This is a genomic window from Nonomuraea sp. CA-143628 (assembly GCF_050942315.1).
In the GTDB taxonomy this organism is placed as follows: Bacteria; Actinomycetota; Actinomycetes; order Streptosporangiales; family Streptosporangiaceae; genus Nonomuraea.
The window spans coordinates 12,383,313-12,398,531 of record NZ_CP192072.1; the positions used below are offsets into that span (position 1 = coordinate 12,383,313).

At 63.0% G+C, this 15,219-nt stretch carries 12 protein-coding genes; 4 read left to right on the forward strand and 8 right to left on the reverse strand.

The features are described from left to right. Positions 1-43 precede the first annotated feature (43 nt). Both ACQP2T_RS56040 and ACQP2T_RS56045 read right to left on the reverse strand, forming a co-directional pair. Positions 44-694, reverse strand: a complete 651-nt coding sequence (locus tag ACQP2T_RS56040; protein ID WP_433512884.1) for a DUF3159 domain-containing protein — start codon at positions 692-694, stop codon at positions 44-46. Further along, positions 691-1,836, reverse strand: a complete 1,146-nt coding sequence (locus tag ACQP2T_RS56045; protein ID WP_433512885.1) for an FAD-dependent oxidoreductase — start codon at positions 1,834-1,836, stop codon at positions 691-693. Before ACQP2T_RS56045 ends, ACQP2T_RS56040 begins: the two co-directional genes overlap by 4 nt. Before the next feature lie 167 nt (positions 1,837-2,003). Here ACQP2T_RS56045 and ACQP2T_RS56050 point away from each other — a divergent pair, with 167 nt between their 5' ends. The 4 genes from ACQP2T_RS56050 (at position 2,004) to ACQP2T_RS56065 (ending at position 7,018) form a co-directional block, all read left to right on the forward strand. After that, a complete protein-coding gene (locus ACQP2T_RS56050) occupies positions 2,004-2,543 on the forward strand; it encodes a TetR family transcriptional regulator (RefSeq protein ID WP_433512886.1) in 540 nt (179 codons plus the stop codon). Between the two features lie 508 nt (positions 2,544-3,051). Next, a complete protein-coding gene (locus ACQP2T_RS56055; protein ID WP_433512887.1) occupies positions 3,052-5,073 on the forward strand; it encodes a sugar transferase in 2,022 nt (673 codons plus the stop codon). A 74-nt stretch (positions 5,074-5,147) separates the two neighbouring features. After that, positions 5,148-5,705: an N-acetyltransferase family protein gene (locus tag ACQP2T_RS56060; RefSeq protein WP_433512888.1), complete on the forward strand. Its 558-nt coding sequence runs from the start codon at positions 5,148-5,150 to the stop codon at positions 5,703-5,705. 164 nt (positions 5,706-5,869) lie between these two features. Next, positions 5,870-7,018 (forward strand): ankyrin repeat domain-containing protein, encoded by a 1,149-nt coding sequence (locus ACQP2T_RS56065; protein WP_433512889.1) that lies wholly within the window; start codon positions 5,870-5,872, stop codon positions 7,016-7,018. A 25-nt stretch (positions 7,019-7,043) separates the two neighbouring features. Here ACQP2T_RS56065 and ACQP2T_RS56070 read toward each other — a convergent pair whose 3' ends face one another. The 6 genes from ACQP2T_RS56070 to ACQP2T_RS56095 form a co-directional block, all read right to left on the reverse strand. Continuing rightward, positions 7,044-7,340 carry a hypothetical protein gene (locus ACQP2T_RS56070; protein ID WP_433512890.1) on the reverse strand — a complete coding sequence of 99 codons (297 nt, stop codon included), beginning with the start codon at positions 7,338-7,340 and terminating at the stop codon, positions 7,044-7,046. Positions 7,341-7,432: 92 nt separating this feature from the next. Then, a complete protein-coding gene (locus tag ACQP2T_RS56075) occupies positions 7,433-7,888 on the reverse strand; it encodes a VOC family protein (protein WP_433512891.1) in 456 nt (151 codons plus the stop codon). Between the two features lie 1,162 nt (positions 7,889-9,050). Then, positions 9,051-11,138 (reverse strand): NACHT domain-containing protein, encoded by a 2,088-nt coding sequence (locus tag ACQP2T_RS56080; protein ID WP_433512892.1) that lies wholly within the window; start codon positions 11,136-11,138, stop codon positions 9,051-9,053. 390 nt (positions 11,139-11,528) lie between these two features. Further along, on the reverse strand, positions 11,529-12,047 hold the full coding sequence (locus tag ACQP2T_RS56085; RefSeq protein WP_433512893.1) for a MerR family transcriptional regulator: 519 nt from the start codon (positions 12,045-12,047) through the stop codon (positions 11,529-11,531). A 700-nt stretch (positions 12,048-12,747) separates the two neighbouring features. Continuing rightward, on the reverse strand, positions 12,748-13,812 hold the full coding sequence (locus ACQP2T_RS56090) for a Shedu anti-phage system protein SduA domain-containing protein (protein ID WP_433512894.1): 1,065 nt from the start codon (positions 13,810-13,812) through the stop codon (positions 12,748-12,750). Positions 13,813-14,357: 545 nt separating this feature from the next. Next, positions 14,358-14,954 carry a hypothetical protein gene (locus ACQP2T_RS56095; RefSeq protein ID WP_433512895.1) on the reverse strand — a complete coding sequence of 199 codons (597 nt, stop codon included), beginning with the start codon at positions 14,952-14,954 and terminating at the stop codon, positions 14,358-14,360. Positions 14,955-15,219: the final 265 nt, after the last annotated feature.

Sequence of the window (15,219 nt, forward strand, 5' to 3'; positions counted from 1 at the left end):
ATCCGACATCAGGCCGCCGGATTCGACACAGGGCGCCACACCTTCACCCGCGAGGCTGAATGACAGCCATGGCCGGGTTTGTCGGGTCCGCTTGGGCGCGCAGGATCCGCCAGCACAGATAGATGCAGACGCCCATTGCGGGCGCACCACCCAGCAGTGTGGCGGCGATGCCGAGCGGAATCACGTTCCCGGCCAGGTACAGAGGTACCAGCACCATTGTGGCAATCACGTACCTCGCCAGGAAGACCGCCGTACACACTTGATAACGCCGTCGCCGTGCAGGGTCTCGCCGCCAGCCGAACCGTTCACCCCGTGCCGCCCCCACCGCCAACCCGATCACGGGCCACCGCACGAGAATGGATACCAGGAACACCGCACCCCCAGCCGCCTGCCAGAGCACGGTCGGAAGGTAGAAGTCGACCGCGTGTCCGGTACTCCCGGCCAGCGACGCGGAGGCCCCCACGACAACCAGCCCGACCGCCGACTGCCAGTACTTTCTGTCGGTGAATACTCGGGCCACGGCGAACACCACCACGCCACCGACCGCCACCAGCGCGGAGGTCGACACCTGATCGGTCACCAGGTAGGCGATCAGGAACAGCACCCGGGACGCGGATCCCTCGGCGACCGTGCGCCAACCACCCACTGCGGCGAACAGGGACAACGACTTCTGGGTCATGGCATTGAGACTCATGTGCCCGCCTTCGCCGCGGCAGGCGCGGAGAAGCTGTCCCGGCGCATCGTGTCTTCGTACGCCTCGATCGCGTCGATCAGGTCAAGCCGGCCGCGATACGCCTCGACCAGGGCCTCGCAGAGGCGGTGCGCATCCTGCATCGCCAAGTTGCCGCCGAAGCCCGGGGCCAGGTGGATGGCGTCACCGATGACCGTCACCGGGCCGGCGGGCCAGGCGGGTATCGGCGGGATCGTCCCGCCGCGCAGTGCGACCGTGATGTCCGGCCACGCCTCGGCGACGACCAACCGCAGGGCCGAGGGCAGGTTCACGACCAACTCCTTGGCCTGGCGCCACATCGCAGCCGGCGGCCCGGCCGAGCCCAGCTGCTCCCGCGTGATCGGTAAAGCCCACATCGCGAAGTCCTCGACCGGGGCGTCCGCACTGAGGGACAGGGCAGGCAGCCACCGCTGCCGCGCGGCCACCGGCGACTCGGTGAACCGCAGCGCGCCCAGCACCATCATCGTGCCGTCCACCCGCACACTGGCGGGGCTGTGGCCGATCAGCTCGGGCAGCCCGGTATCGGCAATCGCCCGCAGCGCGGTCGCGCCCATGAGCATGCGCCGTCCCGTATCGACCACCCGCGCGTGCGGCAGGTACTGACGGCGGACCGCCGAACCGATCCCGTCCGCGCCGACCAGCACGTCAGCCGTGTCCGTGCGGCCGTCGGCGAACCACACCTGGACCGTGCCGTCGGCTCCCTGCTCGAACCGCGTGAACTCCGCCCCGAATCGAACCACGTCCTCCAGCCCCGTCAGCAGCACCGCACGCAGCAACGGACGATGAACCTGTCGCCCAGGCCGCGGCCGGCCCGCCACGCCGTCGGACGGCTGAGCGCCCGCGATGGTGAGCTCTCCATCCACTTCGGATAACGTCAGCGTCTGCTCGCGCGGCCCACCCATCGTGGCCTCAACCATCGCGGCGTGCGCCGAAGGCAGGCACGCTCGCAGCGCATTGGCGCCTCGGTCGTCGACATGCAGGCTGACACCCTGCGCACGTCCCCGCGCGCCGTCTCGCTCGTACACGACGACATCGATCCCCGCCCGACGTAAGCCCTGTGCCAGGGTCAACCCACCCAGACCTGCGCCAACCACGATCACCTTCATCGCGACCCCTTTCTTCATCGCTGATGAAGTTCAAGCTAGAGGGACGTGACACGAAAGTCCACCTATGATGAAGAAACTCCCGATAGACTGGTCCGGTCATGACAGAACACAGTTCCCCCGCTCGCCCCGGGCGCTGGCGAACGGGCGCGGAGAGCAAGCAGCGGATCTTGGACGCGGCACGCGCACTGTTCCGCGAGCACGGCTACGGCGGCACCACAGTGCGCGCGGTCGCCGCCGCCGCGGGGGTCGATTCAGCGATGGTGTTCTACTTCTTCGGCAACAAACAGGGCCTGTTCGCCGCCGCTGTCGAGATGTCCGCCCAGCTCCCGCCGGCCATCGAATCGATCTTCGCCGACGGCATCCACGGCATCGGTGAGCGCATCATCCGGACCCTCGTGGAGACCATCGACGCATCAGGCCGCACCCCGCTCGCGATGCTCACCCGGTCGGCCCAGTCCAACGACCAGTCCGACACACTGATTCGCGAATACATCGACCGGGAAATCACCAGCCGGGTGGCGACACTGCTCGGCACACCTGACGCCGCATTCCGGGCCGGCATGGTCAACGTCCAACTCTTGGGCCTCACCGTGGCGCGCTACATCGTACGGATCGAACCGATCGCGTCATCGTCCGTCGACGAACTGGTCAGCCGGTTCGGACCGCTCGTGCAGCACTGCCTGACCGGGCAAACCGCACCGCCCTGAGTGACGCTCACCGAGCATCGGTTCTACCCCGCCCAGTTCCTGATGCCCAAGCTCATCGAGACCCACAACAAGCAGAACCCGAGAGACCCCTGAACTTCTGTTTACACTCGCCCAGCGCGCATCGCTCGGCGATGCTCAGACGCAGCAGCCTGGCAAGAACGCGGGACAGGCTGGGGAACCGTCTCCACACCGCGCATGCGGCCTCGTCGTCTCGCGAGGTCGGCGGTGTGGCCGCACTTCCGGCAGTCGGGGCGGTCATATGGGTGAGGACTACGGCTACGTAGCGAACGGACCAGTGGGCATTGACTCGTGATCTTACTGGCTATATAAATGGCGTATTTCGCGGCTTCGTCTGGTCCCCAAGACGCTCGCCATCGGCGGGGGTGCTACGTTGCCGAACGCGCATCAACCACCACTGCATCGAGCCTTGCCGGCCGACAGTGAAGGCGGCCCCGCCGTGCGTCGGCGTAGATGCTCCGTTAGTGATTGCGAGCGGTTGCTGTAGATCATGAAGATCAGGAACATCGCCGCCGACGATCTGGCCCATGCGGGGACACTGGTATTCGACCCGGAGAGCTGGATCAGCGCGGGGAAAGGCGTCCGGAAGGCCGCTGATGATCTGGCCGAGGGCGTGGACGAGTTCTGCCGGGCGGTGGATGAGCGCCCCTTCGGTCAGGACGATCTAGGCCGGGCGCTGTTCGAGGGCGATCCCGAGGCGGGCCTGCCGGGGTTCGCCCGACTACGTGACGACCTGCTGAAAGACCTGGTCGGAGCGGTGAACCTGCTACGCGCGATGGCGGCCGGGATGGTCGTCGCCGGGTGCGGATATGCCGCGACCGAGGACTTGAACGCCAGGATGATCGCCGGGGGCAGGTACGCCGAGGCCGCGGAGGCGACCGCCGAGATCCCGTACGCGCAGGGGTACCCGGGATGGCTGACGGATCCGGATGTGTACCAGCCCAGGCTGAGCCCGAGCGGTCTGCCGACGACCACACCAGCGCCTGACTTCGTGAGCCAGGCGATCTGGTTCCTCGAATCTGTGGGAGTCGGGTCCGCGTGGCCGGATGGTGATCTCGACGGTGTGGCGCGGCTGCGGGATGCCGCGACGACGGTGGGACGCGTGGTCGCTGACGTCCGGGAGCAGGTCGCCGGACAGGCCGGGCGGGTGACCGGGGCCGGGTCCGGGCTGGCCACGGCTGTATTCGGACGTACCACGCGGGTGGTGCACGGCGAGAATGGGCAACTGGCGGACCTGCGGCGGCGGTGCGCGCATCTCGCCGACAGCGGCCAGATCGGCTACGACGCGATCGTGGAGGCCAGATGGCGATTCCTGGCATCCGCGGCGTTCGTGGTGGCACTGATGCTCATCGCAAAGCTACTGGCCCCCCGACTTGGCCCGCTTCTCGACGCCGTGGTGAAAAAGCTGCTCCGGACAGAGGGCCAGGTACTGCGGATCACTTTGCTGATCATCCGTCAGGCAGCGTTGGGTGCGATGTTCTCCGGCGGGCTGGGCGCGATCAACCAGTTGTTCGCCACCGGCACCATCGATGTCGGGAAGCTGGTTCGGGATATGTTGCACGGAGCGCTCGCCGGCGGGTTGATGGCCGGTGCGCACGGCGCGCTGCCCGCGTTGCTGCGCCGAGGCGGACCCGCGCTCACCGGCCTGGCCGAGGCCATGGAGTCGGCCACATGGGAGCGGGCATTCTCCCGGATCATGGTCGGCGGAGCGGTGAGCTCAACCGTGCTGGCAACCACGGGATGGGCCAGCGGCGCCGGCTGGGATTGGAAGCACGCCGCTGAAATGGGCTTCGGCATGGCCGCACTCAGCACCGGCGCGGGTATCGCCGCTCGGTCCTGGCCTGCCCCACCCTATGCGAGCCTGAGGGGCAGAGAATGGAAGCAGAGCCCGGCCAAGCGGTGGCATGACGTCAAGTGGGCCACCGGGATTGTCCTGATCACTACTCCTGCGAACGCCATCTTCGCGCTCGCAAAGTTTGCCGAGGACGGAAGGAATCCCTTCTTCTTCCAGAAACGGGTTGGCCAGTTCGACCGCGAGTTCGACATGGCCAAGGGCCGTACGATGAAGATAACCGACGGTATGAAAGGCGGTAGCGGCGAACGTACGAGCGTCGGCGAGGGGTGGTCGCGTACCACTCTCGACGAGACCGTTCAAATGCTCTACAACGTCATCATCAAGGGAAACATGTCGGTAGTGAACGACCGGCCGCTATTGGCCCCCGACAGACAGAGAACAATAGCGGCGCTCGGGCCCGTTCTGGGGCCACGCTGGAACGAAGCGGATCTGGCCGGAAAGCCTGGGTGGCTCGGCCCGTTCCCCAACAAGACCGTCGAGCTCAATCTCAAGCAGGGAACATTCGCGTACGACCTTCAACGAGGCTTCACGGGCCTCTGGCATGACCAGCACGCGAGCTTGAAATTGGACCGGGAGATCGCCCGGCAATTCCTCTCCACTTACTGGCAGCGCATTCTCTCGACTCGATCTTCTGTGCACCCAGCAGAACAGGAGTGAAGCCGTGACGTAGCGGTGAATCTGCCCCCACCAGGACGAACCGAGCCCATCACCCAGTAGAGGAAACGGAGCCCGTGACCCTGCCGACCCGCATCGAACGCGACCTGGTCGAGATCGTTCAGGCCAAGCGTCCGGAAGACATGACACCCGAGGTGACTCGCGAACTGGTCAACTGCTGGATGACCGTTGCGAACAACGGCGGAGCCGTCGGCTTCGCGTTTCCTCCGGTCTGCATCGATGACGTGCGACCTGTCGCAGATCAGCTCATCGCAGACCTTGACCCCGAATACAACCGGCTCCTGCTCGCCAAACTCGACGGTGTCCTCGCTGGATGGCTGAGCCTGAGCCGATACCGGGACCGGCTCGTCCCGCACTGGGGCATGGTCAAACGGGTTCAGACCCACCCCGACTTCCGCGGCCGCGGTATCGGCGCCGCTTTGATGCACCGTGTTCGTGAAGTTGCTCGTGACGAACTGGGCCTCGAACAACTCCGACTCGAAGCGCGAGGCGGAGAAGGACTCGAAGACTTCTACGACCGGCTCGGTTGGCAGGAGATCGGCCGCTGGCCGGATGCGCTCCGCTTCGACCACGGCGATCGCGACGAGGTGCTCATGCTCCTGGCTCCACTGTGAGGTTCACCATCACCGAGGCATTCAGACAGTTCTGAGCGGGCGTTCAGGCCCCTGGCGGCACCCGCCGCCGAGAAAGGGCCTCGTGCCGCCGCGTTCCAATTCAGGCATGTGTTCCCGGTCCGGGACCGCAAAATGCCTGGGCCAACCCTGGAAGGAAGGCGCCCTTGAACGACACGACACCCCAGCGTTCCGCCGCCGCCGCATCAGCGGGGTGTCCGCCCGGAGGGCTGCATCCCGAGGTACTGCGTCAACTGGGCCGACTGCGAGGCGCGGTGCCGGACGACTTCGCGCCCCGCGACGGGTGGACCGTCGCGACGCCAGTCGGCGAACGGCGGCTCCCTGCCGAGGTCCAAGCCTTGCTGTCGATCGGCTGGCCCGAGGCCCACGTCCTGCTCGACGAGGACGACAGCGGCCCGGTCGAGTTCCCGATGCTGCTCGAAGTCGACGAAGAGGACGGACCATGGGGGCGGGCGTGGCTCTTCGTAGGCATGACCAGCACCCAGTTCTACTGGCTGGTGGATCTCAACGACGCCGGAACGGGAGACCCACCGGTCTACGTCATCGACCACGACTGGTACGACGACGGCGAGGAGGAATTCCCCGAGCCGAATCCGCTGTCGACGATGCTCGCTGACCTGACGGCCGTCCCACCGCCGTCCCCAGAGGACCTCTTCCCGCGAGCCTGCGCGCTCGGAGACCTCACGGCCGTCCGGGAGGCCCTTATCGGCACACCCGCCCTCGGCCCGCTGAACGACTCGGGGCTCACCCCCATGCACCTCGCCGTCATCGGCCGTTCCGCCGACGTCGTGCACGCTCTGGCTGAAGCCGGCGCCGCCCCAGGCGCGGCACTCCACGAGACCTGCCGGATTCCCTGGACATACCGCCACCCGCAACGGCACTGCCCCGACTTCGGGGAGCTGAACGCCGGTACTACGCCCCTGCACCTGGCTCTTGCCCCCTACCTCCGCGTCATGTCCGGGCCCGACATCGCGCCCGACGTCATCGAGGCCCTCCTCGCCGCAGGCGCCGACCCCAATGCGACCGACGAGCACGGCCGCACCCCACTCCACGACGCGGTCACCTGCGTCGGCCCTGACGCGCTCGAAGCCGTGCGGCTCCTCGTGGAAGCAGGCGGCGACCCCCATACGCGTATCGAGGATCCCAACCAACTGCGGTACCCGGTCAGATCACATACGCCCCTGACTATCGCCCATGAACTCGGCCGCACCGAAGCAGCCGACCTGCTGAAGAACGCGAAAGGACACCGTAGACACCGTCCGCGCGGAGAAGGCCGGTCGGCGTCAACAACGTAGAAGGAGACCACGGGGGTACGAGGTGCTACGCCTGATATCCGATGGTGCCGTTACACCTACTCGAAGGCAACCAGCGCGCGGCAACAGGGGCCATCCCCACCGCGCCCCCGATGGCGCCCAAAGAGGCCGCGGATCGGCCGCCAACGGATTGTTGAGGAGCCAGCCGCCGATGTCCTCGACTCTCCGCGGCTTCTACAATCATGATCGCGCCGCCCGCCACGGTGTCGGAGGCGACTGGGCACAGGATCGCGATCACCCCCTCAGCGCGCAGCGACACCATGCGTCGCTGGTGTTCGAGTTCGATTGCATGCGCGCCGTCCATGATCCGCTCCGGCCCTCACTGAAGGAGCGCCAGGCTGTAGGTCTTCGCGGTCGCGGCCAGAGCTCGAATCTCTTCATCTGTCACGGTCGTGCTCATGGTGTCTCCTTATTCTCGATGCGCTCAGCCAACGAGACGATGATTCCTTCGGGCCCGCGGACGTAGGCCATCCGCCACACGCCCTCGTATTCGCCGATCCCTCCTACCAGGCCGTAGCCGTCGACTGCGGCGTGGTCGACCGCGGCTCGCAGGTCGCGCACCTCGAAGGCGACATTGCGCAGGCCCAGCTCGTTGGCCGGCGCGGCAGGCGAACCCGGGAGGTGGTCCGGCCGCCTAAAGCTCGAGAGCTCCAGCGTCGTGCCTCCGCCGGGCGCTCGCAGCATGACGATCTCGGTGCGGGCGTCGGTCATGCCGATCACCGTGTCCAGGAACTCGCCTTCGACGGCCATCTTCGGACTGGCCTCCAGACCGAGATTGACGAAGAACGCCGTCACGGCGTCGAGGTCGGCGACGGTGATGCCGACGTGGTCGAAGCGCCTAATGAAGGTCATCGGATCCCTTTCGAGGTTTCTTTAGGAGACGCCGAGAAAGATAGCACTCTAGGTTCCCTAAGGGAACCCCAATTGCTAGATGGCTGCCATGCAGCGAACGCGGTTCGGGCTAGCGAGATCTCAATATTGTCCTGGCGAATCAGAAGCTCCTGGCGGCGTAACGCCCGTTCAGGGCCTCCTACGCGAGAGTTGACGAGGGGAAGCGAACCCCTGACCTTCTGTTTACAAGCCACTTCGAGACCGTCCACAGGTGTCCAGGGGACTCCTCCTTGCCTGGTCGCGAACGCCTGGACGCCGTCGCCAGTCCCTCACCGTCCGCAATCGTCCGCAGCCGTTGTTAGCAACAGCGTTAGCAAGATCTGCCGTCATCGTGATGCTGGTTCTCCAGCAGGGCTCGTAGACGACGCACCTCGGCTACCAGGCGCGGGACATCGGACCGTGCGTGCGCTATGAACGCCGCGTTCTCATCCCACCGATCATCAGGACCTGCAACATAGGGCCTCGGAAACTGCACCAAAGTGGCAGCCACCATCTCCCCGCCCTCCCACTCTGGCCAACGCCTGCCCTCGCCATCGTCGGGTACGGTGCTGACGGCGACCAGGTTCGCGGCAGCGTCATCGTCAAGGAACCGCACATACCAGGGTCCAGGTGTCGCGCTATGGGCACGGTCCTCGATCTCATGCAGTTCGCTGTCACTGATCGGTACGCTCATGTATCAAGCATCCAGGCCACTGACCAGCGAACGCCAAAGTGACCCCTCGCAGATCTGGGTGATCTCCGACCCACAACTGGCTTACGTGTGGAGACGGCTTAATTATGCCGTTGAGCAGCGGTTTCGCTTGCGGGCGTCCCACATCCCTTCTCGCTGTTTCCGATGCTCTCACGGAACAGCGACGGATAAGGAGCAGAACTTCCAGGCCCGTATAGCAATGCCAACGAAAGGCTCACGGCTCATCACCGTCGACGGCTCCGTCTTCCGCTGGCGCGTCTACCATAAAACAACCCACAGTCAGAGCAACGCTCGGAGTCCTCGCGCCTACCCCGCCGAACAAGGCCTTCTTCTGTCTGTGCAGTGTGAGAGTCACCGTCGGCACGACGGCAACACCGGCATGGCCCACGCCATGCACCCTGAAGGCACAACCCACTTGATGTATGCCACCACCTAGCCATGGCCGACTTCCAGATCGGTGGAGGCTGTCGGTTCGGCAAGGAAGTCAAGGAGCTCGCGGTGGACGAAGATGTAACCAGGTCCGACCTTGCGGAGGATGAGGCACTCCGTCATGAAGTCGAGAAACGGCAGACACGGCCATGGGAAGCGGCGGGACCGATTGAGATCGTAACGTAGTACTAATTGTTCAAGCAGTGGGCCTCCGCCTATTGAGACGAATGTCAAGAGGAAGAACGCCAGGCCGACGAGCACCCCGTAGACAGCCGGAGGCAGAGATTTCGCGGGCGCAGCCCCGGCGACGTAGGTTGCGACAAATCCGGTGATCAGGCTCCAGGCCAGCCCAACGCGCAGTGCGAGTTGAACACGAGGGCGCAGCGCAGGACTCGGCACCTCTCGGCTCGCCGTGATCGTGCGGCTGGACGTGGCCAGCTCATTCACGAAACCGTCAATCACTCCGGACACCAGGAGGTACGAGGCGAGCAGCACGATCGCGTAAACCGGTCCCGTGAGAGCAGTCTCCTGCAGACTGAGAGCCGCGCCAACTGCCAGAGCGATCACCGACGCGGCAAGTTTGTCGCCAAGCCCGTGCACCATGAAACCTCCGACAGCCATGTACAGGGACTTCATGACAGAGTTGGAGGTGATATCTCCTCGCCGCGGTACATCTCTGGGCGGCCATACCTCTCTTGTGCTCTCTCGGCTGCGCCACGAGATGCCGGCATTGTTTTCGTAGTCCTGGCTGAGCAACTGCGTGATGAGTGCGATCCCTAGAATGGCCGCGGCGATGGCTGCTGTTGTGATGGTGGCAAGGAGCCAGGAGACGGCGAAAACGAGAGCGCATGACGGTATGACTGCCAGCAACAGGATGCCTCTGGATCTGCTCAGGTGCAGGCCCTGAGGAAGCCAGTCGGCCCCCAACAAATCGAGCGAGAACACGGTCTGCCGATCGCTTCGCAGCCGGTAAGCGAGAAGATGGAGATAGTGTCGGGCCTTTTCAGGAGGATAGTGCCGGTTCTTGCGCCAGCGCAGCATCGTTCTCACGTACTGGGCGTACAGACGGCGACGCAGGCCCTCCTGTTGGGCAGGTGGAGGTGACTCGGGACCGTCCCGGTAAGCGAGGGCCATGATGCTGAGCAGAAGTGGCGAGGAGGCAAGCTGCCACAGATCGGGATCGGCGGCCAGAGCTGCTCGCAGTCCGTCCAGCCCGGGTCCGGCGTCCTGAAGGAAGCGCTGGGTCTGCTCGGCCGACATCGGCTGGATCGTCACGATGCCATGCGCGCTGATCTCCTCACCGAGGACCGTGTACTCGGCTTGGCGGCAGCAGATGGCCGTGCTGGTTGGATTAGCCCGCAGATACTTGTTCAGTTGGGACACGCATGCCGGACGGTGCTCTGCCGCAACCTCGTCGAGCCCGTCAAAGAGCGCGAGGACATGGTGCGTACGCAGCCAGTCGGCCGCAAGTTGCCGTGGCATGCCGTAACTCTCGACGAGCTCATCGACTATCCATTCGGCAATCGTCTTTTGGTGACGGGCCCACGATGCGAGCGGCAGCACAACGGGGACCGGCTTGCTCTCATCCTTGGCCGTCTCCAGGAGGCTCTTTGCGAGTTCGAGCAGCATAGTCGTCTTGCCCGCCCCCGGCGCGCCCAGGATGACGATCCGCTGATCCATCCGCGCGAACACATCCGCCATGTCCGTACCCGGCGGCAGCGACTCCTGGCTGCCATTAGTCCAAGTGACGGCTATATCCCATGGCCGGTCGGTCGTCTCGCGGACCACCAACTCTAGCTGGATCCGTGCCTCGTTGTAGAGCGACTTCTCCAACACGCCGGTGACCCAGAATCGCCGTACGCGGCGGATCAACTCAGTCCGCGCTTGCGTCGAAGGAAAGTCTGCAGGCCGCTCGTCCTTCTGTACGACTTCCAGCACTGCCGTGGCGATCACGATCACGAGCATCAGCGGCCACGCCACCCACAGTCTGCTCTCCCACGCTGCCGGCAGAACGCCGGTGGCGACATTGGTCGCCACGCCGAGCATCGCGATGAAGAGGACCGAGAGCACGATCTGAGCGCGACGCAGCATGACACTCTTTCTACATCTAGCGTTTACTCCATTGACCCCATGCAGCATGTGGAGGCTTGACCATTCTCGGAAGCCGACAGGTTAGCGCTCTCGAGACGTGTGGCTACCTAGGTGACGGCGCGGGAATCTTCCTGAGCATCCCTATCGAGTCGAGCCCCGAACCACTTCTCTCCGGGTGCAGTGGAGAGCTGCGGTCGAGAACTGGCGCTGCTGCTCAACCCTGTGACCCCGCACGTGGCGATCAGGCTACGTAAGGCGTCACGACTGACCAGGGACTCAACGGACCAAGTCGCGAAACCGGCGGGCGGCGCGCCGTATGTTGGTGTCTCCCGGTGATGTCGGCGACTCCGTAGAGCCGAGCTACTTCATACCGTCCTCGCGAAACAGCGTCTAAAAGACGTTGCCAGCAACACCAGAGAGTAAACATTTTGGATCGCGTGCAGGGCAACTGCTGTTGTGCCGTTCAACATCCTTCTGGGTGTTCACGGCGCACTCGCGGAACATGATCAGGACTCGTTCGACGAAGCGGGTGTCCTTGATCGATCGGGCATGGGGTTGAAGAATGCCTTCTTCTTTGGCGAGGTCGTGGATGGCTAGAACCTGGGATCGGGTGTACAGGCGGCGCGTCCCGCGTGGGTCGTGGCTGGGGGCGCGGAACTGAGGTGCAGGCAGAACACCGTCGCGTTCCCATTTGCGAATGGTGCCGGCCTCACGATTTAGGACGGTGGCGAGCTGACCCATACTGAAGAGCTCAATGTCTGTACCGCACAGGCGATAGACGCGGGGCCTGCAACCCTTCAGACGCGGATCTCTTGGGGTGGAGGGGTCGTGTCCAGCGGGGTGCAGCTCACCTCGTTCGCGCGTGACTTGGACAAGCTCGCCGAAACGCGTGAGATCGTCAGGATCCATCACAACTTCGATGATGCCTCATCGTCGATCAGACTGCCTTGGTTCTGGTGAGACAGGACACCCGTTCCTCTGATCTCGCATAGTTCTGACGCAACCGCCATCGAAGTACGGGATCCACAGAGATCAATAGGTAGCTCGGCCGATACGGTCGAAGTCAGCGATCGTTCCGATGTCCGCTGACAACCTCATTACGAGTGAGAACACGATCGTCCAGGGCCGTCCGAGGGAGACCATGATGCCTGCTCAGCGCCCCCTCAATGTTGGGACACTGTCCACCCGCGTCCATGATCGTCCAGGACCATTGTTACCTCCATTGGCAAGAGGGGACCTCAGCCCTCATGCTCAGTGGCAAGCCGACCCGGAGCGCAGGGCCGCCAGGCCCGAGCACCGGCAGCGGCGCGGCAGCCTGTTCCGCTTTTTGGGCAGAGCAATAGCCCTGCACGGCTGACCAAGACGGCGCGGTGATCGCCGCAGCCCCAGGGCGCCGGTAACAACCGAAATAGCCGATCTTCATAACCCTACCTCTCATCGGCCGCGTCCGCGATCAGACAAACTTCCCATCCGCAGGCACAGTGTGAATTGTCGTGGCGCGAAAAGGTGCGTTCGGCTACACCATGGCCATGGTCGATGGCCCGCTAGCTCTGAACTAGGGACACTACAATCTGAGGCCGGAACGGGACGAGCTTACCCACGGACGTCCTCATTCATCGAAATATCCACTTTCCCAGAGGGTTCCCGGCGCAACTCCATCAGAGACGAATAGAGCCTGCTCACGCCAATGTTTCCATCGATAAGCAAGGTAGGCTTTCCTCTCGTTCGAAATTAGAGGCGTGGAAGAGATAGCCGCCTCGATATTCGACACCTCCGCCGCAAGGGTCTGCGTAGCCTCACCAGTACCCAGCGTGGGCGGGACGCCCCGCAGCGAGAAGTTCCCTCGCATGCCAGAGATGCAGCAGGCATTCTGCGCATCCTTCGCCGGACGAAGCTGGTCGAACGTGTAGAAAAACTCGGAATCCCTTGGCATCAAATTACGCTTTGCCCTGAGGAGATCGGGCCGCTTATGACGACTTCGCCCAAGGCGGAACTCTGAATCTCTGCCATAGATTAGGATATATTGCGTCTCGATTCGCCGATAGCCAAGTTCGGCAGGTATGTAAGCGTGGCGAAAAAAGAGAGCATTCTCCGGATTGGAAAACCAGAGCTTCCAGTCCAATAGTTGATCAAGTGCCTGATTGAGCTCTGCGGTTGCCCATCCATTTTCAGTGAACCAGGGCTTGCGAGGCGCTTCGATTTCAATGAGAATCACATACACTGTAGCCGTGTCGCGCTTTACCCACATAAAGTCTGGAAGGCGGTCCCCGCCCAAGCCCTTTAGGCGCGGTTGAGTTATGACCGCATCCCAGCAAGCGCCATGATGCCCGCGGCCGACATCATCTGCAGCAGCGGGAAGTAGTGAGGGATGCTGCTCAAGAAACTTTTGTACTTCTAATTCAGCGGGATCCGACTTAAGTATATTTAGCCACTCAGATGCAAGCCAAGCTTCATACTGATCCCAGGAGACTGCTAGCGGTCGGCGCTGATCACGGGAATCATCTCCAACATTCAAGGCTAGGGCGACTTCATCGCCGTCTTGTGAAAAAAGATCGGCGCCGTACTGCCTAGACGCCCCCCAAAGCGCCTCGCCAGCAGCCTCATAGCTACCATAACGCTCAAGCATGTCAAGCTCGACGCGCAGGTGGTTGTATGGGCTAGAAGAGATCTCCACAAAGAACACCTCTTACAAATAGAGAGGGGGTCGGTATTCGCAGAGCTAGGTATAGACGCTTAGGACCATAGATCTTACCGCACCGCTTGCCGCGCGTGGTTGTCTTTGACACTGCGGCGCCTCGACCCACCAGTCGAGCCGACCCAAAGCGCAGGCCTATACAGCGGAAGCAGTTCAGCCTCATCGTCGCCCAAGCCAAGCGATCATAAAGGCATCCAATGATCATCGTCTAGGCGCGCTCCACGTCTCGGGCTGTGACGGGGTGAGCTTCTCGGCCTCCGGTAGCAGGGTGTCGACTTGGAGGCTGGCACTTGGGAAGTAATCCAGACCCTCCAGTGCGTACGTGGACGTCTTCGGTTCGTCCAGCCAAAGTCGGGGGACTCCGCACGTACATTGCCGCTCCCTTCGATCTACCTCAACGCTCTGAAGGAGGCCGCAAGTAGCAGTTCCTTGAACGGTCCGATAGTTACCCGAATTGGGAGGACCCTTAGGTGGTCACCTACGGAGCATGCAGCTTGAGCCCAGACGCCTCTATAGGCGCTAGTTCAGCCTGCACCCGCTTCGCTATTGGTCCGAACAGGGGCCGGCATCATGGGTTGCATCTCCGAAAGGATCTCTTCGCCGTGAGCTTTAATTGCTGCTTCAAGTGTTGCAGGACCTGCAAAATTCATTATCAGTAGGCCCAAGTTTTTGGCCTTCTGAGCATCTGTCATCTCCTTGTTTGATTCCAGCGCGTCTACTGCGCGACGCAGTCTCTCCTGGTCATCGGCAGGTGCATTTTGCATTAGCGATAGACAGAAGGCGGGAAGCGCAACCTTGGCTTGCATAAAAGATACGCCTGCCATTATTCGCGTCACCTCCTCCGAGCGACTCCGCGCCCGCACTCGATCAACGCCTCGATCTGCCGCGTCAAGTAAAGGCAGCAGAAAAGCACTCGGTCCAATTGGAACGACCTTTGCATCTACTTTGAGATTAAACAATGAACTTCGAAGAAGTACCATCGACCCCGTACCAGCAATCATGACTTGTGTTGCAGGCTGGCTTTGAAGGTCAGCTGACGGCCAGTTGTAAGCCTGAATCAGATGCAGAGCCACAACGCTTGCTGAAGCGTTCAGCAGTATGTAGAGCCAGGCGCTCGGCATCGAGAAGACAGCTCCTGGCTTATCTCTGTATCTGCTTACAAGCTCAGCAAGCCCAACGAGTGCACCTAATGCCCCTGCCGCCACAAAGGACCACATTCGAGCCCCCTATGCATCATGAGGAGATCGACGACGCTCAACGCCGTCCGAGTCGCCAAGGAATGTGCTTATGGGATCGCTGAAATGACTCCTGTCAAGCTCATTTAGCTCCTGCTCCTCAGCTTCTGCCATGCGGGTCAAGGTAGGCGCTTGGCTATCTGCAGGAACG